The following is a 19,401-nucleotide window of genomic DNA, read 5'->3' as shown; positions in this document are numbered from 1 at the left end:
TTGCGGCGGAAGAGAACTACTTAGACGCGGCGACGCTTGGGCGGGCGGCAACCGTTGTGCGCCTGCGGGGTGACGTCGTTGATCGAGCCGACCTCGAGGCCGGCGGCCTGGAGCGAACGGATCGCGGTCTCGCGACCGGAGCCCGGTCCCTTGACGAAGACGTCGACCTTCTTCATGCCGTGCTCCTGCGCCTGACGCGCAGCGGACTCGGCGGCGAGCTGAGCGGCGAACGGGGTCGACTTGCGCGAACCCTTGAAGCCGACACCGCCGGACGATGCCCAGCTGATGACCGCACCGGTGGTGTCGGTGATCGAAACGATGGTGTTGTTGAACGTCGACTTGATGTGGGCCTGGCCCACGGCGATGTTCTTCTTCTCTTTCTTGCGCGGCTTGCGAACGGCCGACTTGGGTGCTGCCATGATTTCTCCTGAATCCTATGGGCGAGGCTGCTGGCTAAGGCCTAGCGAGCCTTCTTCTTGCCGGCCACGGTGCGCTTCGGGCCCTTACGGGTGCGAGCGTTGGTCTTGGTGCGCTGACCGCGGACCGGGAGGCCCTTGCGGTGGCGGATTCCCTCGTAGCTGCCGATCTCGACCTTGCGGCGGATGTCGGCCGCGACCTCGCGGCGGAGGTCACCCTCGACCTTGAAGTTGCCTTCGATGTAGTCGCGGAGGGCGACGAGCTGGTCGTCGGACAGATCCTTGACGCGGATGTTTCCGTCGATTGCGGTGTCGGCGAGGGTCTTCAGAGCCCGCGTGCGGCCGACGCCGTAGATGTAAGTGAGTGCGACTTCCACGCGCTTCTCGCGCGGGATGTCAACGCCTGCTAGACGTGCCATTGTGGCTTCTCCTGTGAGTGAGTGGAGGTCTGCAGCAGTTCCGGTGCCCCGGCCTCCAACCGGGGGTGTCCCCCGCGACGCTCACGCGTCACGGGATCTGGAACTGCCATATTTCGATATTGAGTTATGGGTGGCCGGCGGGAGAGCATCCCACCGGCCGGAACCGCGATTAACCCTGGCGCTGCTTGTGGCGCGGGTTCTCGCAGATGACCATGACCCGGCCGTTACGACGGATGACCTTGCACTTGTCGCAGATCTTCTTGACGGAGGGCTTGACCTTCATATTTCTTTACCTTTGTTCGCTGTCCTCGTACCTCGTCAGGGGCTACCCGGTGACGAGGCCGTTACTTACAGCAGACCTTTACTTGTAGCGGTAGACGATCCGGCCACGGGTCAGGTCGTATGGGCTCAGCTCCACGATCACGCGGTCCTCGGGGAGGATGCGGATGTAGTGCTGGCGCATTTTGCCGGAGATGTGGGCGAGGACCTTGTGACCGTTGGTCAACTCAACGCGGAACATCGCGTTGGGAAGAGCCTCGATCACGGATCCTTCGATCTCGATGACGCCGTCTTTTTTGGCCATAGCCTCACTGTCGCTAAAAGTCGTGGTTTGCTGGTCGTGCGTTGATTGTGGTGACGGCACGCAAGAAACGTGCCTAAGACACCAAGGATCAATCTTATGGGATTGTCTGGCGTTTCGCCAATCCTTGTGTATGATCTGCGCACGCTCTCCGCGAACGAGCAGGTCGGACCGGGAATCCCAGGGAGATCACGCGATCGGGGCGGGGGTGATTCCGAACGGCGCGAGGCCCTTCGCTCCCCCGTCCGCCGCGGTCAGCACCCAGATGCCGTCCTTGTGCACGGCGACGCTGTGCTCCCAGTGCGCAGCAGACGATCCGTCCTCGGTGGCGACGGTCCAGCCGTCGTCCTTCACGTACGTCTCCGGGTCGCCGAGAACGACCATCGGCTCGATCGCGACGACGAGTCCCGGCTTCACCTCCGGCCCCTTGGCGCGGACGCGGTAGTTGAACACCGGAGGCTCCTCGTGCATTCTGCGCCCGATGCCGTGTCCGATGTAGTCCGTCAGGATTCCGTATGCGCCCTGCGAGAGGATGTGGTCCTCGACCGCTTCGCCGACTTCGTTGAGATGCGTCGCCGTCGCGAGCCTGGCGATACCGTGCCAGAGCGACTGCTCCGTGACGTCGGAGAGCTTCTGCCGCTCGGCGACGAGTTCCGGCCGTGCTGGGTCGGGGAGCACGAAGCTCCGCGCCGAGTCGCCGTTCCACCCGTCGAGGATCGCGCCGCTGTCGATCGACACGATGTCTCCCGGCTGCAGGATGCGCGCTCCAGGGATGCCGTGCACGACTTCGTCGTTCACCGACGAGCAGATCGTGTGATGGTAGCCGTGCTCGAGCTTGAAGTTGGGCTTGCCGCCCGCGGCCACGATGGCCTGTTCAGCCACCTCGTCGAGCTGGAGTGTCGTGACCCCGGCGACCAGCGCATCCCGGACGGCGTCGAGCGACGCAGCCGTCGCGAGCCCGGGGGGCACCATCAGCCGGAGCTGCGCAGGCGACTTGTAGATCGAACGCTTGAAGACCAACGGAGCCTAGGCCACGGACTGGTCGCGCTCGGCGAGAGGGCGGATGCCCCGCTCGGCCAGCGCAGAAGTGATGCGTGCCGCGACCTCGTCCATGTCGCCGAGGCCGTCGACCTCGACGAGCAGACCGCGCTGACGGTAGACGTCGATCAGCGGAGACGTCTCACGGACGTAGACCTCCTGGCGATGCCGGATGGCCTCCTCCGAGTCGTCCGCCCGGCCCTGCTCCTGCGCCCGCTTGGTGAGGCGGGCGACGATCTCGTCCTGGTCGGCAACGAGCTGGATGACAGCGTCGAGCTTCTGCCCGTTCTTCTCCAGCAGCTCGTCCAGGTACGCCACCTGGTCGAGCGTGCGCGGGTAGCCGTCCAGGAGGAAACCGCCGGCTGCGTCGTCCTCCGCGATGCGGTTCGTGACGAGCTCGTTGGTCAGGCTGTCAGGAACGTAATCGCCTGCGTCGACGATCGCCTTGACCTGCAGGCCGAGCGGCGTCTCGTTCTTGATGTTGGCCCGGAAGATGTCGCCCGTGGAGATGTCGGGGATCCCGTATGCGGTGGTGATGCGCGAGGCCTGAGTGCCTTTGCCCGCTCCGGGAGGTCCGACGATCAGCATACGGGTCAACGCAGAAGCCCTTCGTAGTGCCGCTGCTGGAGCTGGGAGTCGATCTGCTTGACCGTCTCCAATCCGACACCGACGATGATCAGGATGGATGTGCCGCCGAACATGAAGTTCTGGCTGGCTCCGATTATCGCGAAGGCTACCAGAGGAATCAGTGCGACGAGTCCCAGATAGATCGACCCTGGCAGCGTGACGCGGGTGAGCACGTAGTCGAGGTACTCGGCCGTCGGGCGACCGGCGCGGATGCCGGGGATGAAGCCGCCGTACTTCTTCATGTTGTCCGCGACTTCTTCCGGGTTGAACGTGATGGCCACGTAGAAGTACGTGAAGCCGACGATCAGCAGGAAGTAGAGCAGCATGTAGAGCGGGTGGTCGCCCTTGGTGAGGTAGTTCGTGATCCAGGTGACCCAGGGTGCAGGCGCCTTGCCGGCGGCCGGCTGGTTGAACTGGGCGATCAGCGCCGGCAGGTAGAGCAGCGACGACGCGAAGATCACCGGCACGACGCCGGCCATGTTGACCTTGATCGGGATGTACGTGTTGTTGCCGCCGTACGTCCGCCTGCCGACCATCCGTTTGGCGTACTGCACGGGGATGCGCCGCTGCGACTGCTCGACGAATACGACGGCCATCACGATCAGCAATCCGATCGCGATCACGATCAGCAGCGTCTCGATGCTCTGCGACTGGGCGATGGCCCACAGCGAGCTCGGGAACTGGGCGGCGATCGAGGTGAAGATGAGGAGCGACATGCCGTTGCCGATGCCGCGCTCTGTGACGAGCTCGCCCATCCACATGATGAGACCTGTACCGGCTGTCATGGTGATGACCATGAGCATGATCGCGTACCAGGAGTCGTCCGTGATGAGCTGCGTGCACTGCGAGACGGCGGTGGTGCCGAAGAGTGCGCCGCTGCGGGCGACGGTGATCAGCGTGGTCGACTGGAGGACGCCGAGTGCGATCGTGAGGTAACGCGTGTACTGCGTGAGCTTGGCCTGACCGGCCTGACCCTCCTTGTAGAGGGTTTCGAAGCGCGGAATGACCACGCGCAACAGCTGCACGATGATCGACGCGGTGATGTACGGCATGATGCCGAGCGCGAAGATCGAGAGTTTGAGGAGCGCGCCACCCGAGAACAGGTTGACGAGCGAGTAGAGACCAGAAGTGTCCTGGTTGGCGTTGAGACAGGTCTGCACATTGCCGAAGTCGACGAACGGCGCCGGGATGAACGAGCCAAGGCGGAACAGGGCGATGACGCCCAAGGTGAAGGCGATCTTCCGGCGAAGATCTGGTGTGCGGAAGATCCGCGCAACGGCGCTAAACAAAAGTGCGTCCTGCTTTCCTGTAAGGAGTCAGCCGGGTGACCGGAGAAATACCGGTCACCCGACTGTACAGCTTTACGGTGTGGCTACTTGACCGAGCCACCCGCGGCGACGATCTTCTGCTCTGCAGAGCCGGAGACCTTGTCGACCGCAACGTTCAGCTTAACCGCAATGTCCCCGTTGCCGAGAACCTTGACCTTCTCGTTCTTGCGAACGGCGCCCTTGGCGACGAGGTCGGTGACGGTGACGTCACCACCCGACGGGTAGAGCTCGGCGAGCTTCTCCAGGTTCACGACCTGGTACTCGACGCGGAACGGGTTCTTGAAGCCGCGAAGCTTCGGGGCACGCATGTGGAACGGCAGCTGGCCACCCTGGAAACCGGGGCGGACAGAGTAACGAGCCTTCGTACCCTTGGTACCGCGGCCAGCCGTCTTACCCTTGGAACCTTCACCGCGTCCGACGCGGGTCCTGTCCTTCTTGGATCCGGCGGCGGGGCGCAGGTGGTGGACCTTGAGCACGTGCTCGCGGGTCTCAGCGGGCGCAGCCTTCTTGGCAGGGGCCTTCGCGGCCGGCTTGTCAGCCTTGGCGACGGTCTCGTCCTTCGAAGCGGCGGCAGCCTTGGCAGGAGCCTTGTCGGCAGCGGCCTTGGCGGGAGCCTTCTTCTCGGCGGCGGGCTTGTCGGCAGCGGCCTTCGCCGGAGCCTTCTTGGCCGGAGCCTTGTCGGCGGCGGCCTTGGCAGCCGGCGCCTTCTTCTCAGCGGCCTTCTTCTCAGCGGCCGGCTTGGCGGCAGCCTTGGTGGTTGCTTCCTTTTCGTCAGCCATTAGTCAATCTCCTCGACCTTGACAAGGTGAGCGACGGTGTTGACGTACCCGCGGTTCTGCGAGTTGTCCTCGCGAACGACGACGTCACCGATGCGCTTGAGTCCCAGGCTGCGAAGGGTGTCGCGCTGGTTCTGCTTCTCACTTACTTTGGACTTGATCTGCGTGATCTTCAGACGCGCAGCCATCAGGCACCTGCCTTCGCGGTCGCGGCGGCCTCGGCCGCCTGGGCCTCGGCACGCAGCAGGCGAGCCGGAGCCACCTGGTCGTAGTCGAGTCCGCGGCGAGCGGCAACGGCACGAGGCTCCTCGAGCTGCTGCAGCGCCTCGACGGTCGCGTGCACGATGTTGATCGTGTTGGACGAACCGAGCGACTTGCTCAGGACGTCGTGGATACCGGCGCACTCGAGGACGGCGCGGACAGGACCACCGGCGATAACACCGGTACCTGCTGCGGCGGGGCGCAGGAGCACCACACCGGCGGCTGCCTCACCCTGCACAGGGTGCGGGATGGTGTTGCCGACGCGCGGGACGCGGAAGAAGTTCTTCTTCGCTTCCTCGACACCCTTCGAGATCGCCAGCGGGACCTCGCGTGCCTTGCCGTAGCCGACCCCGACCAGACCGTTGCCGTCTCCGACGACGACGAGGGCGGTGAAGCTGAAGCGACGCCCACCCTTGACGACCTTCGAGACGCGGTTGATGGTCACAACGCGCTCGAGGAACTGGCTCTTGTCCTGGTCGCGGCTGCCGCGATCACGGTTGGGGTTGCGCTCGCGACCACCACGGCGGGCCTCGCGGGGCTCGCTCTGGGTGTTGGTGGTCGATGCCGCAGTCTCAACCGGCGCCTGGGCGTCGGTCGTCTGCTCAGAGGCCACGGTCTGCTCCTTGTTGTTCTGTTCGTCGCTCACAGGTTCAATCCACCCTCTCGAGCTCCTTCGGCGACAGCTGCGACGCGACCCGCGTACTTGCTGCCACCACGGTCGAATACGACGGCGTCGACGCCAGCGCTCTTGGCGCGCTCGGCGACGAGCTCGCCGACCTTGCGTGCCTTGGCGGTCTTGTCACCGTCGAAGCTGCGGAGGTCCGCCTCCATCGTCGATGCCGACGCGAGGGTGTGACCCTTGCTGTCGTCGACGACCTGCACGAAGACGTGACGGGCCGAACGGTTGACGACCAGGCGCGGACGGAGAGCGGTGCCCTCGACCTTCTTGCGAAGACGCGCGTGACGGCGGCCGCGTGCAGCGGACTTGCTCTTTCCTCTGGTTCCGAGAGCCATGGTTACTTACCAGCCTTTCCGGCCTTGCGGCGGACAACCTCGCCGGCGTAGCGCACACCCTTGCCCTTGTAAGGCTCGGGCTTGCGGATCTTACGGATGTTGGCGGCGACCTCACCGACGGCCTGCTTGTCGATTCCGCTGACCGTGAGCTTGTTGTTGCCCTCGACCGTGAACGTGATGCCCGCGGGCGGCTCGACGTTGACCGGGTGCGAGAAGCCGAGAGCGAACTCGACGCCCGCGCCCTTCTGCGCAACGCGGTAACCGGTGCCGACGATCTCGAGTCCCTTGGAGTAACCCTCGGTGACGCCGATGATCTGGTTGTTGATCAGGGTGCGGGTCAGGCCGTGGAGCGAACGCGATGCGCGCTCGTCGTCCGGACGGGTGACGAGCACCTGTCCCTCTTCCAGCTTGACCTCGATCGGGCTGGCGACGGTGAGGCTGAGCTCACCCTTCGGGCCCTTGACGGTGACGGCCTGGCCGTCGATCTTCACATCGACCCCTGCAGGGATGTCGATGGGCAGTCTTCCAATACGCGACATGACGAACTACCACACGTAGGCGAGGACTTCCCCACCCACGCCCTTCTTCTCAGCCTGACGGTCGGTGAGCAGACCGGAGGAGGTGGACAGGATGGCGACGCCGAGGCCGCCGAGCACCTTGGGGATCTCGGTGGACTTCGCGTAAACGCGGAGTCCGGGCTTCGAGACGCGCTTGATGCCGGCGATGGAGCGCTCGCGGTTCGGTCCGAACTTCAGACCGAGTGTGAGGGTCTGGCCGACGCGTGCGTCGCTGACCTCCCAGCTCGCGATGTAACCCTCGGACTTGAGGATGTCGGCGATGTGCGCCTTGAGCTTCGAGTGCGGCATGGACACGGTGTCGTGGTGCGCCGAGTTCGCGTTGCGCAGTCTGGTCAGCATGTCTGCGACCGGATCTGTCATTGTCATTGCGGTGTTTCCTTTGTTCACCAGGTTTCGTTCAACCGTTACACGACTGACGACCTGTGGTGGAAGCGGGCCGGCCGGATCGGCCGGCCCGACAGGGTGAGGACTAGTTCGCTGCCTCGTTGGAACGGAAGGGGAAGCCGAGCTGCTTGAGCAGCGCGCGGCCCTCTTCGTCGTTCTTCGCGGTGGTCACCACAGTGATGTCCATTCCGCGAACGCGGTCGATCCTGTCCTGGTCGATCTCGTGGAACATAGCCTGCTCCGTGAGACCGAAGGTGTAGTTGCCCGTTCCGTCGAACTGCTTGTCCGACAGACCGCGGAAGTCGCGGATACGGGGAAGTGCAAGCGAGAGCAGGCGGTCGAGGAACTCCCACATGCGGTCGCCGCGCAGCGTGACGTGCGCGCCGATCGGCTGACCCTCGCGCAGCTTGAACTGCGCGATGGACTTGCGGGCCTTGGTGACCTGCGGCTTCTGACCGGTGATCTTGGTGAGGTCTGCGACCGCACCATCAATGACCTTGCCGTCGCGAGCAGCCTCGCCGACGCCCATGTTGACGACGATCTTCACGAGACCCGGCACCTGGTGCGGGTTGGTGAAGCCGAGGTCCTTGGACAGCTGAGCTGCGATCTCGTTCTTGTACTTCTGCTTGAGACGCGGCTGGATTTTGCCAGCAGCGGTTGCAGTGTCGGTCATTACAGGTCCTTACCTGACTTCTTGGCGTAACGAACGCGGACCGTCTTGCTGACGCCGTCCTTCGTGACAGTCTCGTTGCGGAAGCCGACGCGGGTCGGCTTCTTGGTCTCGGGGTCGACGAGAGCCACGTTGGAGACGTGGATCGGAGCCTCGTGCGTCTCGATGCCGCCGGTCTTCGTGCCACGCTGCGTCTGACCGACGCGCACGTGCTTGGTGACGAAGTTGACGCCCTCGACGATCACGCGGTTCTTCTCGACGAGAACCTCGATCACGCGACCCTGCTTGCCCTTGTCGCCTCCGCGCGCCTGCGACGCACCCGAGATGACCTGGACCAGGTCGCCCTTCTTGATGTTCGCCATCTGTTACAGCACCTCCGGAGCCAGCGAGATGATCTTCATGAACTTCTTGTCGCGGAGTTCGCGACCGACCGGTCCGAAGATGCGGGTACCGCGGGGGTCCCCGTCGTTCTTCAAGATCACTGCGGCGTTCTCATCGAACTTGATGTATGAGCCGTCCGGGCGGCGGGTGTTCTTCACCACGCGCACGATGACAGCCTTGACGACGTCGCCCTTCTTGACGTTGCCGCCGGGGATCGCGTCCTTGACCGTGGCGACGATCGTGTCGCCCAGGCCGGCGTAACGACGACCGGAGCCACCGAGAACACGAATCGTGAGGAGCTCCTTGGCGCCGGTGTTGTCGGCGACCTTGACTCGGGATTCCTGCTGAATCACTTGGCCTTCTCCAGAATCTCAACCAGGCGCCACCGCTTGGAGGCGCTCAGCGGACGGGTCTCGTTGATGAGAACGAGGTCGCCGATGCCGGCGCTGTTGCTCTCATCGTGCGCCTTCACCTTGGAGGTGCGGCGGATGACCTTGCCGTACAGGGGGTGCTTCACGCGGTCTTCGACCTCGACGACGATGGTCTTGTCCATCTTGTCGCTGACGACGTAACCGCGACGGGCCTTGCGGTACCCACGGACGAGGGCCTCGTCGGCCGCCGACTCCGCGGCCGCAGCCTTGGTGGTCTCAGCCATTACTTGGCCTCCTCAGTCTCAGTCTCGGCGGCCTCGGCGGCAGGAGCCGCCTTCTTCGCCTTGGTCTTCTTCTCCGCCTTCGCGTCGGCGACCTCGGCGGGGGCCGGGGTGGGCCTGATGCCGAGCTCACGCTCACGGATGACGGTGTAGATACGAGCGATGTCGCGCTTCACGGCGCGCAGGCGGCCGTGGCTCTCGAGCTGGCCGGTGGCCGACTGGAAGCGCAGGTTGAACAGCTCTTCCTTGGCCTTCTTCAGCTCGTCGACGAGACGCTCGTCTTCGAAAGTGTCGAGCTCTGCGGATGCGAGCTCCTTGGATCCGATCGCCATTACGCGTCGCCCTCCTCGCGCTTGATGATGCGTGCCTTGAGGGGCAGCTTGTGAATTGCACGGGTCATGGCCTCGCGAGCGAGTTCCTCGCTGACACCAGAGACCTCGAAGAGGACTCGACCCGGCTTGACGTTGGCGACCCACCACTCCGGCGAACCCTTACCGGAACCCATGCGGGTTTCGGCCGGCTTCTTCGTGAGCGGACGGTCGGGGTAGATGTTGATCCACACCTTGCCACCACGCTTGATGTGACGGGTCATCGCGATACGAGCGGACTCGATCTGACGGTTCGTCACATACGCGGGGGTCAGGGCCTGGATACCGAACTCGCCGAAGGAGACCTTCGTGCCACCAGTGGCCTGGCCGGAACGGCCAGGGTGGTGCTGCTTGCGGTGCTTGACTCTACGTGGGATCAACATGGTTATGCCTCAACTCCTGCTGCGGCCGGCGCAGTCTCGGCAGGGGCGCTGGTGCGCCCGCCGCGACGCGGACGGTCGTTACGCTCACGCGACGGCTTGGTGTTCGCCTGCTCGCGAGCGAGTTCCTTGTTCGTGATGTCGCCCTTGTAGATCCACACCTTGACACCGATGCGACCGAACGTGGTCTTGGCCTCGTAGAAGCCATAGTCGATGTTGGCGCGGAGCGTGTGCAGCGGCACACGACCCTCGCGGTAGAACTCCGAGCGGCTCATCTCAGCGCCGCCGAGACGGCCGGACACCTGGATGCGGACACCCTTGGCGCCTGCGCGCTGGGCTCCCTGCAGACCCTTGCGCATCGCGCGGCGGAACGCCACGCGTGCGGAGAGCTGCTCTGCGATGCCCTGAGCGACGAGCTGAGCGTCGGCCTCGGGGTTCTTGACCTCGAGGATGTTCAGCTGGATCTGCTTGCCCGTGAGCTTCTCGAGGTCGGCGCGGATGCGCTCGGCCTCTGCACCACGGCGACCGATCACGATGCCCGGGCGGGCGGTGTGAATGTCGACGCGGACGCGGTCACGGGTGCGCTCGATCTCGATGCGCGAAACGCCCGCGCGGTCGAGCGACGTCTGCAGCAGACGACGGATCTTGACGTCCTCGGCGAGGTAGTCGCTGTAACGCTGACCCGGCTTGGTGCTGTCCGAGAACCACCGCGACACGTGGTCGGTGGTGATGCCCAGACGGAAGCCGTATGGATTGACTTTCTGACCCATTACTTGCTCGCCTTCTTCGTAGCCTTGGCAGCTGCGGCCTCATCCGGCGTCGCGAGGACGATCGTGATGTGGCTGGTGCGCTTGTTGATGCGGAAGGCTCGGCCCTGTGCACGCGGCTGGAAGCGCTTGAGGGTCGTGCCCTCGTCAACGAATGCGCTGCTCACGTACAGGTCCTGCTCGTCCAGATAGGTGTTCGACTGGTCGGCCTTGACTCGCGCGTTGGCGATCGCCGAGGCGACGAGCTTGTACACCGGCTCGCTCGCACCCTGCGGGGCGAACTTCAGGATGGCCAGGGCCTCCTGTGCCTGCTTGCCGCGAATCAGGTTGACGACGCGACGAGCCTTCTGGGGGGTCACGCGGATGTGTCGCACGCGTGCGATCGACTCCACCATTTCTCTCCTCCTTACGTCACCGCGTTAGCGGCGACGACCCTTCTTGTCGTCCTTCACGTGTCCACGGAAGGTGCGGGTGGGAGCAAACTCACCGAGCTTGTGCCCAACCATGGTCTCGGTGACGAACACCGGGATGTGCTTGCGACCGTCGTGCACCGCGATGGTGTGACCCAGCATGGCCGGGACGATCATCGAGCGGCGCGACCAGGTCTTGATCACGTTCTTGCTGTTGGCCTCGTTCGCGGCGACAACCTTGCGAAGCAGGTGGTCGTCGACGAAGGGGCCCTTTTTGAGACTGCGTGGCATCTTCTACTCCTACTTACGCTTCTTGCCGACAGTACGACGACGCACGATGAGCTTGTCGCTTTCCTTGTTCGGGTGGCGGGTGCGGCCTTCCTTCTGACCCCACGGGCTGACCGGGTGACGACCACCGGAGGTCTTGCCCTCACCACCACCGTGCGGGTGGTCGATCGGGTTCATCGCGACACCGCGAACGGTCGGGCGGACGCCCTTCCAGCGCATGCGGCCTGCCTTGCCCCAGTTGATGTTCGACTGCTCGGCGTTGCCGACCTCGCCGATCGTCGCGCGGCAGCGTGCATCCACGTTGCGGATCTCACCGGACGGCAGACGGAGCTGCGCGTACGGGCCGTCCTTGGCGACGAGACGCACGGATGCGCCGGCCGAACGGGCGAGCTTTGCGCCACCGCCCGGCTTGAGCTCGATCGCGTGGATCACGGTACCGGTGGGGATGTTGCGCAGCGGCAGGTTGTTGCCGGGCTTGATGTCCGCGCCTGCACCCGACTCGACGATGTCGCCCTGCGACAACTTGTTCGGGGCCAGGATGTAGCGCTTGGTGCCGTCCACGAAGTGGAGCAGTGCGATACGCGCGGTGCGGTTGGGGTCGTACTCGATGTGAGCGACCTTGGCGTTCACGCCGTCCTTGTCGTTACGACGGAAGTCGATGACGCGGTACTGGCGCTTGTGGCCACCACCGATGTGACGGGTGGTGATGCGACCCTGGTTGTTGCGGCCACCGGTCTTCGACAGCGGACGGAGCAGCGACTTCTCAGGCGTCGAGCGAGTGATCTCGGCGAAGTCGGCAACGCTCGAACCGCGACGACCGGGGGTCGTGGGCTTGTACTTACGAATAGCCATTGTCTGTTTTCCTCTAGATCCCGGCCTTAGCCAACTGCCGTGAAGATGTCGATGGAACCGGACTTCAGCGTGACGATGGCACGCTTGGTGTCCTTGCGCTTGCCGGTGCCGAACTTGGTGCGACGGGTCTTGCCCTGACGGTTCAGGGTGTTGATCGACGCGACCTGGACCTTGAAGATGCTCTCGATGGCGAGCTTGATCTCGGTCTTGTTCGAACGCGGGTCGACGAGGAAGGTGTACTTGCCCTCGTCGATCAGGCCGTAGCTCTTCTCAGAGACGACCGGGGCGATGATGATGTCGCGCGGGTCCTTGTTGACGGCCATTACGCGTTCACCTCTTCCTTGTTGGACTTCGAAGCGATGAAGCCTTCGAGCGCACCCTTGGTGAAGACGATGTCGTCACTGACGAGCACGTCGTATGCGTTCAGCTGGTCGAAGGTCAGCGTGTGGACGGTGGGAAGGTTGCGGACGCTCTTGAGGCTCACCGCGTCGTCGCGCTCGAGCACGATGAGGACGTGCTTCGAGGTGGCGACGGTGGAGAGGTACTCGGCGACGGCCTTGGTCGACGGGGTCTCGCCGAGGGCGAGCGACTCGACGGCGTGCAGGCGGCTTCCGCGGGCGCGGTCCGAGAGAGCACCGAGCAGAGCAGCGGCGATCATCTTCTTGGGGGTGCGCTGCGCGTAGCTGCGGGGCACTGGTCCGTGGACGATGCCACCACCGGTCATCTGAGGGGCGCGGATCGAGCCCTGACGAGCGCGACCGGTTCCCTTCTGCTTGAACGGCTTGCGACCGGCACCGGAGACCTCACCACGACGCTTGGTCTTGTGAGTTCCCTGACGTGCGGCAGCGAGCTGCGCGACGACGACCTGGTGGATCAGCGGGATGTTGGTCTGGACGTCGAAGAGCTCGGCGGGAAGCTCGACAGAGCCCGCCTTCTTGCCCTTGACATCGAGAACGTCAATCGAGGTAGCCATACGACTAGGCCCCCTTCACTGCGTTGCGGACGAAAACGATGCGGCCACGAGCACCGGGAACGGCGCCCTTGACCAGCAGGAGGCCCTTCTCTGCGTCGACGGCCTGGACCTTGAGGTTCAGGACGGTAACGCGCTCGCCACCCATGCGACCGGCCATGCGCATGCCCTTGAAGACACGGCTCGGGGTCGAGGAGGCGCCGATGGAACCCGGCTTGCGGTGGTTGCGGTGCGCACCGTGCGAAGCGGAGACACCCTTGAAGTTGTGGCGCTTCATGACACCGGCGAAGCCCTTACCCTTCGACGTTCCGACGACGTCGACCAGCTGGCCGGCCTCGAAGGTCGCGTCGACGGTGAGCTCCTGGCCGGCCGAGTACTCGGCGGCGTCCGCGGTGCGGACCTCGGTGAGGTGACGGCGCGGCGTGACGCCGGCCTTGTCGAAGTGGCCTGCGGACGGCTTGTTGACCTTGCGCGGGTCGATCTGGCCGTACGCGATCTGGACGGCGTTGTAGCCATCGACCTCTGGGGTGCGGACCTGGGTCACGACGTTCGGCGTGATCTCGATGACGGTCACGGGGATGAGCTTGTTGTTCTCATCCCAGACCTGGGTCATTCCGAGCTTCTTGCCGAGGAGGCCACGGGAGGTCTTGGTTTCGATGTTCGACATGGCACTCCCCCTTAGAGCTTGATCTCGATGTTGACGTCGGCGGGCAGGTCGAGACGCATGAGCGAGTCGACGGCCTTCGGCGTCGGGTCGATGATGTCGATCAGCCGCTTGTGCGTGCGCATTTCGAAGTGCTCGCGGCTGTCCTTGTACTTGTGGGGAGAACGGATGACACACACCACGTTCTTCTCGGTGGGAAGGGGCACTGGGCCGACGACGGTAGCGCCTGCACGGGTAACCGTGTCGACGATCTTGCGCGCCGAGGTGTCGATGACCTCGTGGTCATACGACTTAAGCCGAATGCGGATCTTCTGTCCCGCCATGTCTGACTCACTCTCTTGTTATGGCGTCGTACGAGACCGGCTCCCGAGAGAACCTGCCTCGCATTGGACGCGGATGCGACGAACGCTTGTTGGGGAACGCCACTATTCTTCTGTCAACTCACCGACCCCCGCGCTCGGGCGTGTCACCCGTGCCGAGGACATGGGTGACCCCTTGTCCTCGTGGTTGTCGATTAAGCTTTGCTCTTCTACCCGCGGCCTAACCATCTTCCGCACACGGTCTGACGACCTCGCGGTGGGCTATGCACTGCCTGGCAGTGATCCGTTCGGAGCACACGTGAGCGCGCTCGTTCCGAAATGTTGAACTAGACAAGTTTGCCAGACTCTCGCCCAAGCTGCAACCCGGGCGTGTCGCGGGCGCGTCGCCGAGTACGTCGCAGCCTGATTCAGTGCCCTCCAGCGCGCACGAACACGTCGACGGCGAGGACGACGACGGCGATCCCGACCAGCAGATCGGTCCACGTCGCGAGCGATTCCTGGGCGTTCTTGCCCTTCTTCGGCAGGTGCATGATCCCGGCGATCAGCAGGAAGATGCCTCCCGCGATCCCGGCGGGCAGCGCCCATCCAGGCACGAGTGCCAGGAGCCCTGCGGCGCCCATTCCCACGTTGGCCGTGCCGAGCTCGCGCGTGAGCTGCTTCTCCTGCACACTCGGAGCCGTTGCCCCGAGGATCTCGGTGGTCGGCCCCCTGCCGGAGACCTGGGCGATGCCCGCGACGAGCAGCCGCGTTCCGACGCCCCAGAACACCCACCACTTGCCGAAGACGAAGACGGGGTCTCCCCCGGCCACCGCGAGCTCGATCGCGCCGGAGACGATCGGCAACGCGATCGTCTGCGCGATGACGAGGACGAAGTAGCCCATGGACATGACTGTAGCGCCGTGGAGAGCCTCCCCGAACGCAAGGAGCGGGGCCCGGCTGTGCGCCGGAGCCCCGCTCGGGTGACGCCTCGCGCCGTCACCCCGTGCTAGTGCCAATGGGACCGCTTACGCGACTCCCGAACTTTCCGTCCGAATGCCTGTCTGCGGGTTGGCCTGGTTTGCGAGGTCATGGATATCCATACGCTCTCCCTTCATCGACGGAACCGTCCGGTTGAAACGGTGTCCTCATTCTGCGCTTCGGCCAGCGGGAGGTAAACCCCCTGGAGGAAACGCCCAGTGGGCTCCCCGGGGGCCGTCAGGCCGCCTCTCCGCGGCGTCGGCGCATCCAGAGCAGGAACGCCAGCCCGATGGCGACCAGCGCTGCTCCGCCGACGACGAGGGCCGTCACGTCGCTGCCTGTCGCCGCCAGGCCGACCGACGGTCCTCCTGCGACTGTCGTGGTCGCCGTCGCATTCACCGGCGTGCAGTGCGTCGACGGCGGCGGGTACGTGACAGCGGATGCGGTGGTCGGGTTGATGCGCACCTCGACCACGGCGTCGGTCCTCACGTCGTAGAACGGCGCGGCGGGGTCGAGAACCCAGGTGCCGTCACCGAGCTGCCGCCAGCCCGGCCACGCGTTGCCCTTGCCTGACGCGTCCACTCCTGCACCCGGCCAGAGCTGCGTGCCGGAGATGGCCTGCCCGCTCGTCCAGGTCGCCGGGACGGTCACATAGCTCACCTGCGCGGCGCCGTCCGCGAGGATCGCCGCCTCGTCACCGGCCGGGATGGACGGATCGTGGCCCGCGAACTTCGCCGGTGACCACCAGATGAGGGCGATCGTCGGGCTGCTGGTGAGGTTGTACGGCGTGATGGAGTACGACACGACGGGCGCGTCGTTCACGCACAGCGACTGGGCGGCCACGGCGATCGACTTCACCGGTGTGGTGTCCGTGGAGCAGTTGTCCGACGGGTTCGCGTCCGGCTCCGCGCTCGAGACGCACGCTCTGTTGTCGATGTCGGGGATCGGGCCGCCGGACGGCGGACCGCTCAGCACGCCGACGGCAGCGGTGAAGGTCAGCGTCGCGCTCGCACCGACAGCGAAGGTGCCGCTGTAGACGATCGTGACGACGCCGCCGGCGATGGAGGCCGTCCAGCCGGGAGGCGCGACCAGCGAGCCTGGCACGTAGCTGATGCCCGCGGGGAGCGGATCGCTCACGGAGACGCCGGTCGCCGCATCCTGGCCGTGGTTGGCGACGACCAGCTGGTACGCGATCGTCTCACCCTCGTTGGAGTCGACCGGCGCACCCTGACCCCCGGTGGGCGTCGAGTGGGTCTTGACGATGCTCAGGTCGACGGACGGCACCTGGTGATGCGTCTGGCACTCGGCAGGGAGCTCTGGAGACGGGTTGGGGTAGCCCTGCGGGACGCAGCTGCCGCCCGGTGGCGTGGTCACCACATTGTGCAGGAGCACGCCGGCCGCGGTCGGATCGACCTTCACCGAGTACGAGACCGTCTTGGTCTGCCCGACCGCCAGACCGCCGATCGCCCAGACGAGGTGGTCCCCCTGCTGCGTCAGTGCCGGGTCGATCGGCTGGACGAGCGTGGCGTGGTCGAGCACGGCACTCAGGTCGTCGTCCGCCTGCACCAGCATCGGGCTGCCGACCGGCGCATCCGAATGGTTGGCTGCGGTGAGCGTGTACGTGATCGTCTGACCGGGCTGCACGGTGGAACCGCTCGCCGGATCGGACGACTTGACCAGCGACCAGCCTGGCACCGGGTGATCGGTGGTGCAGCTCTCCGCGCACTCGCCTCCCGGTGGGACGAGCAGGACGTTGACGATGTGCGCATCCCGGGCGTCGGCGTTCACTGTCACGGAGTATGTGAGCACGAGTTCGTCGTCGAAGTTCGTGATCGTCCAGACCAGGTTCGTGCCGACAATCGCGGCCGTGCCCTGCGACGGAACGATCGAGCCACGCAGCGTGGCGTTGCCGAGGACGCCGGAGAGATCGTCGGTGATGACGAGCGACGACGGCAGGCGGCCTCCGGTGAACTGCACGTGAAGCGCGTAGTCGATGACATCACCGGGATGCACGACGGTGCCGGAGGCGGGGTCGCTCGTCTTCCACACCGACCAGGTGGCCGACTGCTCGCGGTTCACGACGACACAGCGGGTCGTCTGGTTGCTGGGTACGGAGACGCGGAAGCCGTCCGTCACATTGGCGACGGTCCCGTCGGCGTATGTGCAGACTGCGTTGAGGCCGCTCTGCGGGGAGAGGGTGTAACCGCTCTGCTGGGCCTCGGTGACCGTGACGGCCATGGAGGTCGCGCCGGCCGGGATGGACAGCGAGTAGGTGACGGAGCCCGTGCCGTCCGTTGTCAGCGTCTGGCTGGCGAACTGCAGGCCGGCGCTGAGCGCGGTGAACGACCATCCGGCCGGTGTCGTGTCGACGATCGTGCCGTTCGCGTCCGCGATGTGCTTGACGACGATGAGCTTGCCCGTCGATCCGCCAGGTGGCGGGGAGCTGGGGCTGGGCGACGGAACGGCTGCACGCGGAGCGCTCGCGGGATTCGGGGCGGAGGGAGCCGGCGCAGTGGAAGGAGTCGGCGCGGTGGAGGGAGCCGGCGCAGTGGAAGGACTCGGCGCAGTGGAGGGCGCGGGGTCTGAAGCGGCCTGCGGTGCCGGCGCCTGGTCTGGTGAAGGGCTCTGGGCAGCGTCTGCGGCCGGAGGGTCCGCCGGTGGCGTCGACGCGTCCGGCGCGGGAGACGGATCGGGCGCGGCGGCCGCTGGCGCAGCATCCGCGGCCGGCGCGGGCGCGCTGGTGGCGCTCGGAACGGCGGGCGCAAGCTCGGCGGCATTGGCGGGAGCGGCTGCCCCTGCGACGGCCAGCGCGATCGCGAGAGCCGGCGCTGCGAGGCGGCCGACCCAGGTGCGGGTCAGAGAGAATGGTGAGCGAGAAATACCGTCGTCGGCGGGCGGGCGCGTGTTACGTCGCATGGTCGAGACCCCCTTGTCAGTGCGACCGTCACCCCAGATTCGGGCACTGAGGTTTCCTCAGTTTAGGTCACACTCGGCGTGTTGTCTCGCTTTAGTGATTAATTCTCGCTATTGTCCCGCGCCTTTGTGCCGGGATGCAGAAAGGGGCCGGACCTTTCGGTCCGGCCCCTTTCCGAGCAGTCGGAGAAGACTACTTGATGATCTTCGTGACCGTTCCAGCGCCCACGGTGCGGCCACCCTCACGGATGGCGAAGCCGAGGCCCTCCTCCATGGCGATCGGCTGAATGAGCTCGACCGTCATGTCGGTGGTGTCGCCGGGCATGACCATCTCGGTGCCCTCGGGCAGCGTGATGACGCCGGTGACGTCGGTGGTGCGGAAGTAGAACTGCGGACGGTAGTTCGCGTAGAACGGGTTGTGACGCCCACCCTCATCCTTGGACAGGATGTACGCGGTGCCCTCGAAGTTGGTGTGCGGCGTAACCGAACCCGGCTTCACGACGACCTGACCGCGCTCGACGTCCTCACGCTTGGTTCCACGGAGGAGCAGACCACAGTTCTCGCCGGCCCATGCCTCGTCGAGCTGCTTGTGGAACATCTCGATACCGGTGACCGTGGTCTTCTGCGTCGGGCGGATGCCGACGATCTCGACCTCGGAGTTGATAGCGAGGGTTCCACGCTCGGCGCGGCCCGTGACGACGGTTCCACGACCGGTGATCGTGAAGACGTCCTCGATCGGCATCAGGAACGGCTTGTCCTTGTCGCGCACCGGGTCGGGGATGGAGTTGTCGACGGCGTCCATGAGCTCGACGATCGACTCGACCCACTTCTCGTCGCCCTCGAGAGCCTTGAGGCCCGAGACGCGAACGACAGGAGCGTTGTCGCCATCGAAGTCCTGGCTCGACAGAAGCTCGCGAACCTCGAGCTCGACGAGCTCCAGGATCTCCTCGTCGTCGACCATGTCGGACTTGTTGAGCGCGACCAGCAGGTACGGAACGCCGACCTGCTTCGCGAGCAGCACGTGCTCACGGGTCTGCGCCATCGGGCCGTCGGTAGCGGCGACCACGAGGATCGCGCCGTCCATCTGAGCGGCACCGGTGATCATGTTCTTGATGTAGTCGGCGTGCCCAGGGGCGTCAACGTGCGCGTAGTGGCGCTTCGGGGTCTCGTACTCGACGTGCGAGATGTTGATCGTGATACCGCGCTGACGCTCTTCCGGAGCCGAGTCGATCGACGCGAAGTCGCGCTGAACGTTGGTCGCCGACGGGTACTTGTCAGCAAGCACCTTGGAGATCGCCGCGGTGAGCGTCGTCTTTCCGTGGTCGACGTGACCGATGGTTCCGATGTTGACGTGCGGCTTAGTCCGCTCGAACTTGGCCTTAGCCACT

At 65.2% G+C, this 19,401-nt stretch carries 30 protein-coding genes; all 30 read right to left on the bottom strand.

Annotated features, from left to right (window positions below):
• Window positions 1-20: 20 nt before the first annotated feature.
• The 30 genes from rpsK to tuf all read right to left on the bottom strand — a co-directional run bounded on the left by rpsK (window position 21) and on the right by tuf (window position 19,400).
• On the bottom strand, window positions 21-419 hold the full coding sequence (rpsK, locus tag ASE16_RS10960; protein WP_055821293.1) for a 30S ribosomal protein S11: 399 nt from the start codon (window positions 417-419) through the stop codon (window positions 21-23).
• Between the two features lie 41 nt (window positions 420-460).
• Entirely contained in the window at window positions 461-835 is a 375-nt protein-coding gene (rpsM, locus tag ASE16_RS10955) for a 30S ribosomal protein S13 (RefSeq protein ID WP_055894822.1), read from the bottom strand.
• A gap of 169 nt (window positions 836-1,004) precedes the next feature.
• Window positions 1,005-1,118 carry a 50S ribosomal protein L36 gene (gene rpmJ, locus ASE16_RS10950; protein ID WP_021759549.1) on the bottom strand — a complete coding sequence of 38 codons (114 nt, stop codon included), beginning with the start codon at window positions 1,116-1,118 and terminating at the stop codon, window positions 1,005-1,007.
• A 78-nt stretch (window positions 1,119-1,196) separates the two neighbouring features.
• Complete coding sequence (gene infA / locus ASE16_RS10945) at window positions 1,197-1,418, bottom strand: translation initiation factor IF-1 (protein ID WP_011186713.1); 222 nt, start codon at window positions 1,416-1,418, stop codon at window positions 1,197-1,199.
• Between the two features lie 186 nt (window positions 1,419-1,604).
• Window positions 1,605-2,435, bottom strand: a complete 831-nt coding sequence (map, locus tag ASE16_RS10940) for a type I methionyl aminopeptidase (protein ID WP_235500463.1) — start codon at window positions 2,433-2,435, stop codon at window positions 1,605-1,607.
• A 6-nt stretch (window positions 2,436-2,441) separates the two neighbouring features.
• Entirely contained in the window at window positions 2,442-3,050 is a 609-nt protein-coding gene (locus ASE16_RS10935; protein WP_200949623.1) for an adenylate kinase, read from the bottom strand.
• A complete protein-coding gene (gene secY / locus ASE16_RS10930; protein ID WP_055894817.1) occupies window positions 3,047-4,369 on the bottom strand; it encodes a preprotein translocase subunit SecY in 1,323 nt (440 codons plus the stop codon). The genes ASE16_RS10935 and secY overlap by 4 nt, the downstream gene beginning before the upstream one ends.
• An 83-nt stretch (window positions 4,370-4,452) precedes the next feature.
• On the bottom strand, window positions 4,453-5,187 hold the full coding sequence (rplO, locus tag ASE16_RS19410; RefSeq protein WP_082581391.1) for a 50S ribosomal protein L15: 735 nt from the start codon (window positions 5,185-5,187) through the stop codon (window positions 4,453-4,455).
• Window positions 5,187-5,372: a 50S ribosomal protein L30 gene (gene rpmD / locus ASE16_RS10920; protein ID WP_055894815.1), complete on the bottom strand. Its 186-nt coding sequence runs from the start codon at window positions 5,370-5,372 to the stop codon at window positions 5,187-5,189. Before rpmD ends, rplO begins: the two co-directional genes overlap by 1 nt.
• A complete protein-coding gene (gene rpsE / locus ASE16_RS10915; RefSeq protein ID WP_082581390.1) occupies window positions 5,372-6,091 on the bottom strand; it encodes a 30S ribosomal protein S5 in 720 nt (239 codons plus the stop codon). The genes rpmD and rpsE overlap by 1 nt, the downstream gene beginning before the upstream one ends.
• A complete protein-coding gene (rplR, locus tag ASE16_RS10910; RefSeq protein WP_055894813.1) occupies window positions 6,088-6,459 on the bottom strand; it encodes a 50S ribosomal protein L18 in 372 nt (123 codons plus the stop codon). The genes rpsE and rplR overlap by 4 nt, the downstream gene beginning before the upstream one ends.
• A gap of 2 nt (window positions 6,460-6,461) precedes the next feature.
• Window positions 6,462-6,998 carry a 50S ribosomal protein L6 gene (gene rplF / locus ASE16_RS10905; RefSeq protein WP_055894811.1) on the bottom strand — a complete coding sequence of 179 codons (537 nt, stop codon included), beginning with the start codon at window positions 6,996-6,998 and terminating at the stop codon, window positions 6,462-6,464.
• 6 nt (window positions 6,999-7,004) lie between these two features.
• The gene (gene rpsH / locus ASE16_RS10900) at window positions 7,005-7,403 is read right to left on the bottom strand and encodes a 30S ribosomal protein S8 (protein WP_055894808.1); all 399 of its coding nucleotides are present in this window, start codon (window positions 7,401-7,403) and stop codon (window positions 7,005-7,007) included.
• Window positions 7,404-7,506: 103 nt separating this feature from the next.
• The gene (gene rplE, locus ASE16_RS10895) at window positions 7,507-8,094 is read right to left on the bottom strand and encodes a 50S ribosomal protein L5 (protein WP_055894806.1); all 588 of its coding nucleotides are present in this window, start codon (window positions 8,092-8,094) and stop codon (window positions 7,507-7,509) included.
• Complete coding sequence (rplX, locus tag ASE16_RS10890) at window positions 8,094-8,453, bottom strand: 50S ribosomal protein L24 (RefSeq protein WP_055894802.1); 360 nt, start codon at window positions 8,451-8,453, stop codon at window positions 8,094-8,096. The genes rplE and rplX overlap by 1 nt, the downstream gene beginning before the upstream one ends.
• A gap of 3 nt (window positions 8,454-8,456) precedes the next feature.
• Complete coding sequence (gene rplN / locus ASE16_RS10885) at window positions 8,457-8,825, bottom strand: 50S ribosomal protein L14 (RefSeq protein WP_055894798.1); 369 nt, start codon at window positions 8,823-8,825, stop codon at window positions 8,457-8,459.
• Entirely contained in the window at window positions 8,822-9,127 is a 306-nt protein-coding gene (gene rpsQ, locus ASE16_RS10880) for a 30S ribosomal protein S17 (protein WP_055894793.1), read from the bottom strand. Before rpsQ ends, rplN begins: the two co-directional genes overlap by 4 nt.
• Complete coding sequence (gene rpmC / locus ASE16_RS10875; RefSeq protein ID WP_055894789.1) at window positions 9,127-9,456, bottom strand: 50S ribosomal protein L29; 330 nt, start codon at window positions 9,454-9,456, stop codon at window positions 9,127-9,129. Before rpmC ends, rpsQ begins: the two co-directional genes overlap by 1 nt.
• Window positions 9,456-9,875 (bottom strand): 50S ribosomal protein L16, encoded by a 420-nt coding sequence (gene rplP, locus ASE16_RS10870; protein WP_055894786.1) that lies wholly within the window; start codon window positions 9,873-9,875, stop codon window positions 9,456-9,458. The genes rpmC and rplP overlap by 1 nt, the downstream gene beginning before the upstream one ends.
• A gap of 2 nt (window positions 9,876-9,877) precedes the next feature.
• Window positions 9,878-10,642: a 30S ribosomal protein S3 gene (rpsC, locus tag ASE16_RS10865; RefSeq protein WP_055894781.1), complete on the bottom strand. Its 765-nt coding sequence runs from the start codon at window positions 10,640-10,642 to the stop codon at window positions 9,878-9,880.
• The gene (gene rplV / locus ASE16_RS10860) at window positions 10,642-11,034 is read right to left on the bottom strand and encodes a 50S ribosomal protein L22 (protein ID WP_055894778.1); all 393 of its coding nucleotides are present in this window, start codon (window positions 11,032-11,034) and stop codon (window positions 10,642-10,644) included. The genes rpsC and rplV overlap by 1 nt, the downstream gene beginning before the upstream one ends.
• A gap of 24 nt (window positions 11,035-11,058) precedes the next feature.
• Complete coding sequence (gene rpsS / locus ASE16_RS10855; RefSeq protein WP_055894775.1) at window positions 11,059-11,340, bottom strand: 30S ribosomal protein S19; 282 nt, start codon at window positions 11,338-11,340, stop codon at window positions 11,059-11,061.
• 9 nt (window positions 11,341-11,349) lie between these two features.
• The gene (gene rplB / locus ASE16_RS10850) at window positions 11,350-12,189 is read right to left on the bottom strand and encodes a 50S ribosomal protein L2 (protein ID WP_055894771.1); all 840 of its coding nucleotides are present in this window, start codon (window positions 12,187-12,189) and stop codon (window positions 11,350-11,352) included.
• Between the two features lie 26 nt (window positions 12,190-12,215).
• Complete coding sequence (gene rplW / locus ASE16_RS10845) at window positions 12,216-12,512, bottom strand: 50S ribosomal protein L23 (RefSeq protein WP_055894767.1); 297 nt, start codon at window positions 12,510-12,512, stop codon at window positions 12,216-12,218.
• On the bottom strand, window positions 12,512-13,162 hold the full coding sequence (rplD, locus tag ASE16_RS10840; RefSeq protein WP_055894764.1) for a 50S ribosomal protein L4: 651 nt from the start codon (window positions 13,160-13,162) through the stop codon (window positions 12,512-12,514). The genes rplW and rplD overlap by 1 nt, the downstream gene beginning before the upstream one ends.
• A gap of 4 nt (window positions 13,163-13,166) precedes the next feature.
• On the bottom strand, window positions 13,167-13,826 hold the full coding sequence (gene rplC / locus ASE16_RS10835; protein ID WP_055894761.1) for a 50S ribosomal protein L3: 660 nt from the start codon (window positions 13,824-13,826) through the stop codon (window positions 13,167-13,169).
• Between the two features lie 11 nt (window positions 13,827-13,837).
• Window positions 13,838-14,146 carry a 30S ribosomal protein S10 gene (rpsJ, locus tag ASE16_RS10830; RefSeq protein WP_005050520.1) on the bottom strand — a complete coding sequence of 103 codons (309 nt, stop codon included), beginning with the start codon at window positions 14,144-14,146 and terminating at the stop codon, window positions 13,838-13,840.
• A gap of 404 nt (window positions 14,147-14,550) precedes the next feature.
• Window positions 14,551-15,024 carry a hypothetical protein gene (locus tag ASE16_RS10825; protein WP_157480328.1) on the bottom strand — a complete coding sequence of 158 codons (474 nt, stop codon included), beginning with the start codon at window positions 15,022-15,024 and terminating at the stop codon, window positions 14,551-14,553.
• 313 nt (window positions 15,025-15,337) lie between these two features.
• Window positions 15,338-18,016, bottom strand: coding sequence for a DUF11 domain-containing protein (locus ASE16_RS10820; RefSeq protein ID WP_055894754.1), 2,679 nt, complete (start codon window positions 18,014-18,016; stop codon window positions 15,338-15,340).
• Between the two features lie 190 nt (window positions 18,017-18,206).
• Window positions 18,207-19,400 (bottom strand): elongation factor Tu, encoded by a 1,194-nt coding sequence (gene tuf / locus ASE16_RS10815; RefSeq protein ID WP_055894752.1) that lies wholly within the window; start codon window positions 19,398-19,400, stop codon window positions 18,207-18,209.
• Window position 19,401: the final 1 nt, after the last annotated feature.

It is taken from the genome of Leifsonia sp. Root227 (assembly GCF_001428745.1).
Taxonomy (GTDB): Bacteria; Actinomycetota; Actinomycetes; order Actinomycetales; family Microbacteriaceae; genus Leifsonia.
Note: the sequence above shows the minus strand (reverse complement) of the source record. Positions and strands in the feature narration are given on the sequence as shown.

Coding starts and splice junctions, on each gene's coding strand:
- rpsK (WP_055821293.1), bottom strand. CDS start 419: ATGGCAGCACCCAAGTCGGCCGTTCGCAAGCCGCGCAAGAAAGAGAAG.
- rpsM (WP_055894822.1), bottom strand. CDS start 835: ATGGCACGTCTAGCAGGCGTTGACATCCCGCGCGAGAAGCGCGTGGAA.
- rpmJ (WP_021759549.1), bottom strand. CDS start 1,118: ATGAAGGTCAAGCCCTCCGTCAAGAAGATCTGCGACAAGTGCAAGGTC.
- infA (WP_011186713.1), bottom strand. CDS start 1,418: ATGGCCAAAAAAGACGGCGTCATCGAGATCGAAGGATCCGTGATCGAG.
- rplO (WP_082581391.1), bottom strand. CDS start 5,187: ATGGCTGACGAAAAGGAAGCAACCACCAAGGCTGCCGCCAAGCCGGCC.
- rpmD (WP_055894815.1), bottom strand. CDS start 5,372: ATGGCTGCGCGTCTGAAGATCACGCAGATCAAGTCCAAAGTAAGTGAG.
- rplR (WP_055894813.1), bottom strand. CDS start 6,459: ATGGCTCTCGGAACCAGAGGAAAGAGCAAGTCCGCTGCACGCGGCCGC.
- rplF (WP_055894811.1), bottom strand. CDS start 6,998: ATGTCGCGTATTGGAAGACTGCCCATCGACATCCCTGCAGGGGTCGAT.
- rpsH (WP_055894808.1), bottom strand. CDS start 7,403: ATGACAATGACAGATCCGGTCGCAGACATGCTGACCAGACTGCGCAAC.
- rplE (WP_055894806.1), bottom strand. CDS start 8,094: ATGACCGACACTGCAACCGCTGCTGGCAAAATCCAGCCGCGTCTCAAG.
- rplX (WP_055894802.1), bottom strand. CDS start 8,453: ATGGCGAACATCAAGAAGGGCGACCTGGTCCAGGTCATCTCGGGTGCG.
- rpsQ (WP_055894793.1), bottom strand. CDS start 9,127: ATGGCTGAGACCACCAAGGCTGCGGCCGCGGAGTCGGCGGCCGACGAG.
- rpmC (WP_055894789.1), bottom strand. CDS start 9,456: ATGGCGATCGGATCCAAGGAGCTCGCATCCGCAGAGCTCGACACTTTC.
- rplP (WP_055894786.1), bottom strand. CDS start 9,875: ATGTTGATCCCACGTAGAGTCAAGCACCGCAAGCAGCACCACCCTGGC.
- rpsC (WP_055894781.1), bottom strand. CDS start 10,642: ATGGGTCAGAAAGTCAATCCATACGGCTTCCGTCTGGGCATCACCACC.
- rplV (WP_055894778.1), bottom strand. CDS start 11,034: ATGGTGGAGTCGATCGCACGCGTGCGACACATCCGCGTGACCCCCCAG.
- rpsS (WP_055894775.1), bottom strand. CDS start 11,340: ATGCCACGCAGTCTCAAAAAGGGCCCCTTCGTCGACGACCACCTGCTT.
- rplB (WP_055894771.1), bottom strand. CDS start 12,189: ATGGCTATTCGTAAGTACAAGCCCACGACCCCCGGTCGTCGCGGTTCG.
- rplW (WP_055894767.1), bottom strand. CDS start 12,512: ATGGCCGTCAACAAGGACCCGCGCGACATCATCATCGCCCCGGTCGTC.
- rplD (WP_055894764.1), bottom strand. CDS start 13,162: ATGGCTACCTCGATTGACGTTCTCGATGTCAAGGGCAAGAAGGCGGGC.
- rplC (WP_055894761.1), bottom strand. CDS start 13,826: ATGTCGAACATCGAAACCAAGACCTCCCGTGGCCTCCTCGGCAAGAAG.
- rpsJ (WP_005050520.1), bottom strand. CDS start 14,146: ATGGCGGGACAGAAGATCCGCATTCGGCTTAAGTCGTATGACCACGAG.
- ASE16_RS10825 (WP_157480328.1), bottom strand. CDS start 15,024: ATGGGCTACTTCGTCCTCGTCATCGCGCAGACGATCGCGTTGCCGATC.
- ASE16_RS10820 (WP_055894754.1), bottom strand. CDS start 18,016: ATGCGACGTAACACGCGCCCGCCCGCCGACGACGGTATTTCTCGCTCA.